The sequence below is a fragment of the Pseudoalteromonas sp. HM-SA03 genome, assembly GCF_002289345.1.
In the GTDB taxonomy this organism is placed as follows: Bacteria; Pseudomonadota; Gammaproteobacteria; order Enterobacterales; family Alteromonadaceae; genus Pseudoalteromonas.
This window is the reverse complement of the sequence record NZ_NSDG01000098.1, coordinates 17,612-23,318: the sequence shown is the minus strand read 5'-3', so window position 1 is coordinate 23,318 and position 5,707 is coordinate 17,612. Positions and strand designations below refer to the sequence as shown.

The 5,707-nt window shown below is 42.9% G+C and carries 5 protein-coding genes, 1 tRNA gene and 1 pseudogene (1 of these 7 only partly in view); 3 read left to right on the top strand and 4 right to left on the bottom strand.

All coding sequences use genetic code 11. From position 1 onward, the window contains the following. The first annotated feature begins 214 nt into the window (after window positions 1-214). Window positions 215-1,186 (top strand): transposase, encoded by a 972-nt coding sequence (locus tag CKO50_RS18795; RefSeq protein ID WP_095729395.1) that lies wholly within the window; start codon window positions 215-217, stop codon window positions 1,184-1,186. Between the two features lie 216 nt (window positions 1,187-1,402). After that, window positions 1,403-2,088 (top strand): annotated as a pseudogene (locus tag CKO50_RS24885) (integron integrase); the annotation flags it as partial. A gap of 272 nt (window positions 2,089-2,360) precedes the next feature. Here CKO50_RS24885 and CKO50_RS18785 read toward each other — a convergent pair. Continuing rightward, the gene (locus CKO50_RS18785) at window positions 2,361-2,795 is read right to left on the bottom strand and encodes an AAA family ATPase (protein WP_026000942.1); all 435 of its coding nucleotides are present in this window, start codon (window positions 2,793-2,795) and stop codon (window positions 2,361-2,363) included. Between the two features lie 228 nt (window positions 2,796-3,023). On the opposite strand from CKO50_RS18785, the gene asnS reads away from it, so the two are divergent. After that, entirely contained in the window at window positions 3,024-4,421 is a 1,398-nt protein-coding gene (asnS, locus tag CKO50_RS18780) for an asparagine--tRNA ligase (protein WP_010379069.1), read from the top strand. 95 nt (window positions 4,422-4,516) lie between these two features. Here asnS and CKO50_RS18775 read toward each other — a convergent pair whose 3' ends face one another. The 3 genes from CKO50_RS18775 to CKO50_RS18765 all read right to left on the bottom strand — a co-directional run. Continuing rightward, window positions 4,517-5,131, bottom strand: a complete 615-nt coding sequence (locus CKO50_RS18775; protein ID WP_010379072.1) for an FKBP-type peptidyl-prolyl cis-trans isomerase — start codon at window positions 5,129-5,131, stop codon at window positions 4,517-4,519. Between the two features lie 119 nt (window positions 5,132-5,250). Then, on the bottom strand, window positions 5,251-5,634 hold the full coding sequence (locus tag CKO50_RS18770; protein WP_010379075.1) for a hypothetical protein: 384 nt from the start codon (window positions 5,632-5,634) through the stop codon (window positions 5,251-5,253). A 53-nt stretch (window positions 5,635-5,687) separates the two neighbouring features. Then, window positions 5,688-5,707, bottom strand: a tRNA-Ser gene (locus tag CKO50_RS18765); it runs 79 nt beyond the window's last position.

Genomic DNA, 5,707 nt, shown 5'->3' with positions numbered 1-5,707 from the left:
AATGTTCGACGTTTTCTTGCCATTGGACACCTCTAGTTGAGTGGTAATGATACCACCTAAAATAGTGTCCGAGTTTATTGAACCACAACAAGGAAACCAGACTATGGCAACTGCCCGTAAACAACAAATCGCTGACACCCACCTCTAATTTGCACCTTCCTAAGATACCACCTAAGCTTTAGCTCTGCACTCAATGGATTGAGGAAACCAGACTATGGCAACTGCCCGTAAAAGACAAATTAGTTTAACCGACACCAAATATTATCACTGTATCTCCCGTTGCGTGAGGCGCGCCTTTCTGTGCGGTGAAGATAAATTTACCGGAAAATCATACGAACATCGCCGTGATTGGGTTGAAGAAAAGCTCTTGATGTTGGCTTCCATATTTTGCATTGATGTTTGTGCTTATGCCGTGATGAGTAATCATACTCACATTGTTTTATATGTTGATGACAAAAAGGCGAAACGTCTGTCGGATGAAGCAATTGTGATGCGGTGGCACAAGTTGTTTAAAGGCAATTGGATAAGCCAAAAATTTACTGAAGGTGAGCCACTCAATGAGTCGGAGCAATTGATGCTAGATGAGCTGGTTGATAAGTACAGGGGAAGACTAGCGGATATTAGTTGGTTTATGCGGGTGCTTAACGAAGACATCGCCCGCCGAGCAAATATAGAAGATAACTGTACAGGCCGATTTTGGGAAGGACGATTTAAATCCCAAGCATTACTGGATGAAGCAGCACTGGCTGCTTGTCTCGCTTACGTAGACTTGAACCCCATTAGAGCCAAAATTGCCGCAACGCCTGAAACCTCAGACTACACCAGCATCAAAAAGCGAATTGACCATGCGAAATTAGGTAAACAGCCAAAAAGCCTACTACGATTTGCTAGCAGCCCACGAAAACATATGCCAAAAGGACTGCCTTTCGAGCTCAAATCCTATATTGAGTTGGTTGAACTCACAGGCCAATGTATTCGCGCCGACAAGCGAGGCTATATTAACGAAGCACAACCCATACTCACTCGACTAAATATCGAACCGGAGAACTGGATAAAACTCACTACGCAGTTTTCTCGGGTATTTCACGGTGCCGTTGGTCGAGAACGAACAATAACCGCTTACTGCGAAACACTGCAAAAACGACGACGGACAAACCTAACAAACTGCGAGCGCTTGTTGGCTTAGCAAAACTCACATTCTCAACGCTAGAATTTCTTACTGTTGTATTTGCAGCGCGTTGTCGTGCGCGATAACCCAATTTTAGTGTAGCGATACGTTTACCCGCCAAAGATCACCCTATCTAAGAACGCTTTTTGTCCATATTCTTTAAGTCTTTTCGCACGTTTTAATCTCACTTTGCCAGCTTAGATACAAATAACGGTGGGTGTCTTCAATTATACGTTAGGTTTTTGCTATGCCACTAAACAAAGACATTTACCTACAGTGTTATCCCCATCAGAAATCTCACTAATACTAAATGAACTTGATGGCCGCGATAGACTAATAATAGAACTACTCTATGGTAGCGGACTAAGAGTTTCAGAATGCCTCAGGTTACGTATCCAAGATATTGATATTGATAGAGCTTCGCTGACCGTTAGAGACGGAAAAGGGCATAAAGATAGGCAAACCATCCTCAGCAATAGATGCTCAAAAAAGCTCACTACATATATTGAAATGGCTATTAAAATTCAACAGGATGACAACCTTCACGGGATAGGTCCATCTCTGCCAAATGCAGTAGAACGCAAGTATCCCAACGCGTTTAGGCAGCATGGGTGGATGTTTATTTTCCCTTCCAGCACTACTTGATCAATCCTTATACAGGAACACTTTGCAGGCACCATTTACATCAAAGTGTTATTCGTAAAGCGCTCGGGAATGCCGTGCGTAATATTCAAATAAATAAACGCGTCACCTGCCATACGTTTAGGCATAGCTTCGCAACCCATTTGCTTAAAGCTGGTCGTGATATAAGAAGTGTTCAAGAATTACTGGGCCATAATGACGTTAGTACCACACAAATCTATACACATGTACTTGGCCAACATTTTGCAGGTACAACTAGCCCGTTAGATACAATATAAATGTCAGAGCCCTTTCGAAACTCAGTAGCATTACGAAAATTGGGTCAACTGAAGCTAAAAAAGTTGGTTGCACATCACACTGCTGAATAGCAATGGGGCAGGAATGAGTTAACTAACCTGCCGCTATGTAAAATAAGGCTAACATTGACGACCGTCTCTTGTTTGCTCTAAGGTGAAGTCTAAACCCACTCTTTTTAACTGTAAGATCGGATACGATACTACCCTGTTTTACATGCGCGAGCGTTGTTAGGGTTACACTTCCCTAAGCTTTATCACCATTCGAAAAGGTGGGCCATTTTTGAAATTGTTTTCAAGCCAATGCCATGGCTATTACGCTTGGCATATAAGTGCTGTAGGGACTTATCTTTAATTTCGCCAACAATGACTTCTTTCACTTGATAACCCATTGCCACGGCAGCTGACGCATAAGCAACAAATTCCCATTTCTTGATATTGGTGTTATCAACAACGACCAAAGGGATACCTTCAGCTAGGGCATTAATAAACCGCGCTAAGTTTAAGTTGTGATATTCTGAAAGGCGTTGTTTTTCAAAATGATACTCGCCGTTTTCATTAAGAAAATAATCATCGGTTGAACAGATAAAATACTGTGTTTCATCGCCGGAGACGAGATCGTCGGCTAGCGTTTGCGCATAATGCGATTTTCCAGAGCCAGGTAGACCCCTCAAAATAAAAACTTGTTTCATCGAGTTTTGAACGTCACTGTTAGTATTAATAAAGCTATTTTTATCATCGAACATTCATAATGCCACAGTCCGACCGTTTTTTCATGGCTTTTACTCATTCTTTTCAGCCTAGTTTTTTGCATTTCAGTGTTTTTTTATTTGTCCATCGCAGGTAAGATACGGCTTACATGACGATAAGACACTCTGTCTTTTAATTTACAAATAAAAAATAAATCATTTGGAGTAAAGATGAGCCACACAGCGATAACGGAGCTACTAGCAGGCACCGTTGCGGTTGACAGCCAAGTAACAGTAAAGGGCTGGATCCGTACACGACGTGATTCAAAAGCAGGTATTTCATTTCTAGCCGTTCATGACGGTTCTTGTTTTGACCCTATTCAAGCCGTAGTCCCTAATTCGCTGAATAATTATGACGAAGTGACTCGTCTTACTGCTGGGTGTTCAGTAGCGGTGACTGGTGTGCTTGTACAATCACAAGGTCAAGGTCAATCTTTTGAGATCCAAGCGAACAGTGTTGAGGTATTAGGCTGGGTTGAGAATCCAGATTCATACCCAATGGCTGCAAAACGCCACAGTATCGAATACTTACGCGAACATGCGCACCTTCGCCCTCGCACTAATGTTATGGGCGCGGTTACGCGTGTACGTAACTGTCTTGCGCAAGCTATCCATCGTTTCTATCATGAGCGTGGCTACCAGTGGATCAGCACGCCTATCATTACCGCAAGTGACTGTGAAGGTGCAGGCGAAATGTTCCGTGTATCTACACTTGATATGAACAACCTACCACGCACAGACAAAGGCGATGTAGACTATTCAGAAGACTTTTTTGGTAAAGAAGCATTCTTGACCGTATCTGGTCAGCTTAACGGTGAAACATACGCGAGTGCCCTTTCAAAAATCTATACTTTTGGTCCAACATTCCGTGCTGAAAACTCAAACACTTCTCGTCACTTGGCAGAGTTTTGGATGGTTGAGCCTGAAGTGGCATTCGCCGACCTTAACGACATCGCAGCGCTTGCAGAAGACATGTTGAAGTATGTATTTAAAGCAGTACTTGATGAACGTCGTGATGATATGGAGTTTTTCGCACAGCGTATCGAAAAAGATGCCATTACTCGCCTAGAATCATTCATCGATAAAGACTTTGCTCAGGTAGATTACACAGATGCTATCGAAATTCTAAAAGCATGTGATAAAGAGTTTGAATTCCCTGTTGAGTGGGGCGTCGACTTACAATCAGAGCACGAACGTTACCTTGCTGAAGTACACTTTAACGCACCAGTAGTTATCAAAAACTACCCTCGTGATATCAAAGCATTCTACATGCGCCAAAACGAAGACGGTAAAACCGTTGCCGCTATGGACGTCGTTGCGCCTGGTATTGGTGAAATCATTGGTGGTTCACAACGTGAAGAGCGTTTAGATGTGCTAGATGCGCGTCTTGAAGAGATGGGCTTAAACAAAGAAGATTACAGCTGGTACCGCGACCTACGCAAGTATGGAACAGTGCCTCACTCAGGCTTTGGTCTTGGCTTTGAGCGCTTGGTTGCATATGTTACTGGCATGGGCAACGTACGTGACGTTATTGCCTTCCCTCGCACTAAAGGCAGTGCGACTTACTAAAGTCTTGTCGAACAGCCAAAGTTGTGTTCTCAGCAGCTTTGGCTAAACGCAAAAAGGCCTTCATCAAGAAGGCCTTTTTTGATCACGCGATGCTATTATAAAACTTCTAGTAGCTCTACGTCGAAAATTAGCGTTGAGAAAGGTGCGATTGCAGCACCCGCACCACGCTCGCCGTACGCAAGCTCATGCGGTACGTATAGACGCCATTTAGAACCTGCTGGCATCATTTGAAGTGCTTCAGTCCAACCTTTGATCACGCCATTTACTGGGAATTCAGCTGGTTGACCGCGCTCGTAAGAGCTGTCAAATGTAGTACCGTTGATTAGAGTACCGTGGTAATGAACACGTACTTTTGAATCTTCAACAGGCTTATCACCTTCGCCAGTTTCAACTACTTCATACTGAAGACCAGACTCAGTTACTGTTACTTCAGCACGCTTTGCATTTTCTTCTAGAAATGCAACACCTTCAGCTGCTAATACTTTCGCTTCTTCTTCACGACGCTGTTGGATTTCAGCATTGATCTTCTCAAATGCTGCTTGAATTTCAGGGATCTCAACGCGGAAGCTGTCACCAGCATAAGCGTCTTTCATACCTTCGAATACAGAGTTAAGGTTTAGACCTTCAAAAGGGTTTGCTTTAAGTTGCTCACCCATTTGTAAACCAATACCGTAGCTCGCTTTATCTGCGTCTGTGTTGAATTGAGACATAGTCTTTCCATATTTTTTATTAACAAGAACCTTAGATTGTATCACAGCCAAAATAGGCAAGATACCGGAGCTGCTTGATTATCAAGCAGTCGAGCTATTCGTCGGACACAAAAAAACCGCTAACTAGCGGCTTTCTCTTCGGCATATTGTTTGAGTTTTTTCATTACAAAGGTTGCAAATGGCAGCAATAATACGAGACCAATATTAAGCTCATCACTGTACTCTCCCAAGCTACCAACAAAGTAATGTCCAAATCCAACCACACCAAATAATGCAATAACCACACTGGCGATTTCTGGCCAGGATTTTTCATATTTAGTGATCAGATGACCAACAAGGCAATTGAATAAAAAAATATGCAGCAGCGTCATCGTAATATCAGGGTCTTGTTGCGAATCAATCGACAACGTTAGCGCCATGTTTAGGCCACTAAGATAAAAATAACTAAATACAATCCAAATAGAACTATGTTTTATTATTGCCATGTTACTAGCCGCAGACATACACGCCTCCAAACGAAAAAAACCGCCATTTGGAGGCGGTTTTGGGAATGAGGTGGCGGAGAGATAGGGATTT

Excerpts from the sequence above, each read along its gene's own strand:
- asnS (WP_010379069.1), top strand. The coding sequence starts at position 3,024 with ATGAGCCACACAGCGATAACGGAGCTACTAGCAGGCACCGTTGCGGTT.
- CKO50_RS18770 (WP_010379075.1), bottom strand. The coding sequence starts at position 5,634 with ATGTCTGCGGCTAGTAACATGGCAATAATAAAACATAGTTCTATTTGG.
- CKO50_RS18795 (WP_095729395.1), top strand. The coding sequence starts at position 215 with ATGGCAACTGCCCGTAAAAGACAAATTAGTTTAACCGACACCAAATAT.
- CKO50_RS18775 (WP_010379072.1), bottom strand. The coding sequence starts at position 5,131 with ATGTCTCAATTCAACACAGACGCAGATAAAGCGAGCTACGGTATTGGT.
- CKO50_RS18785 (WP_026000942.1), bottom strand. The coding sequence starts at position 2,795 with ATGAAACAAGTTTTTATTTTGAGGGGTCTACCTGGCTCTGGAAAATCG.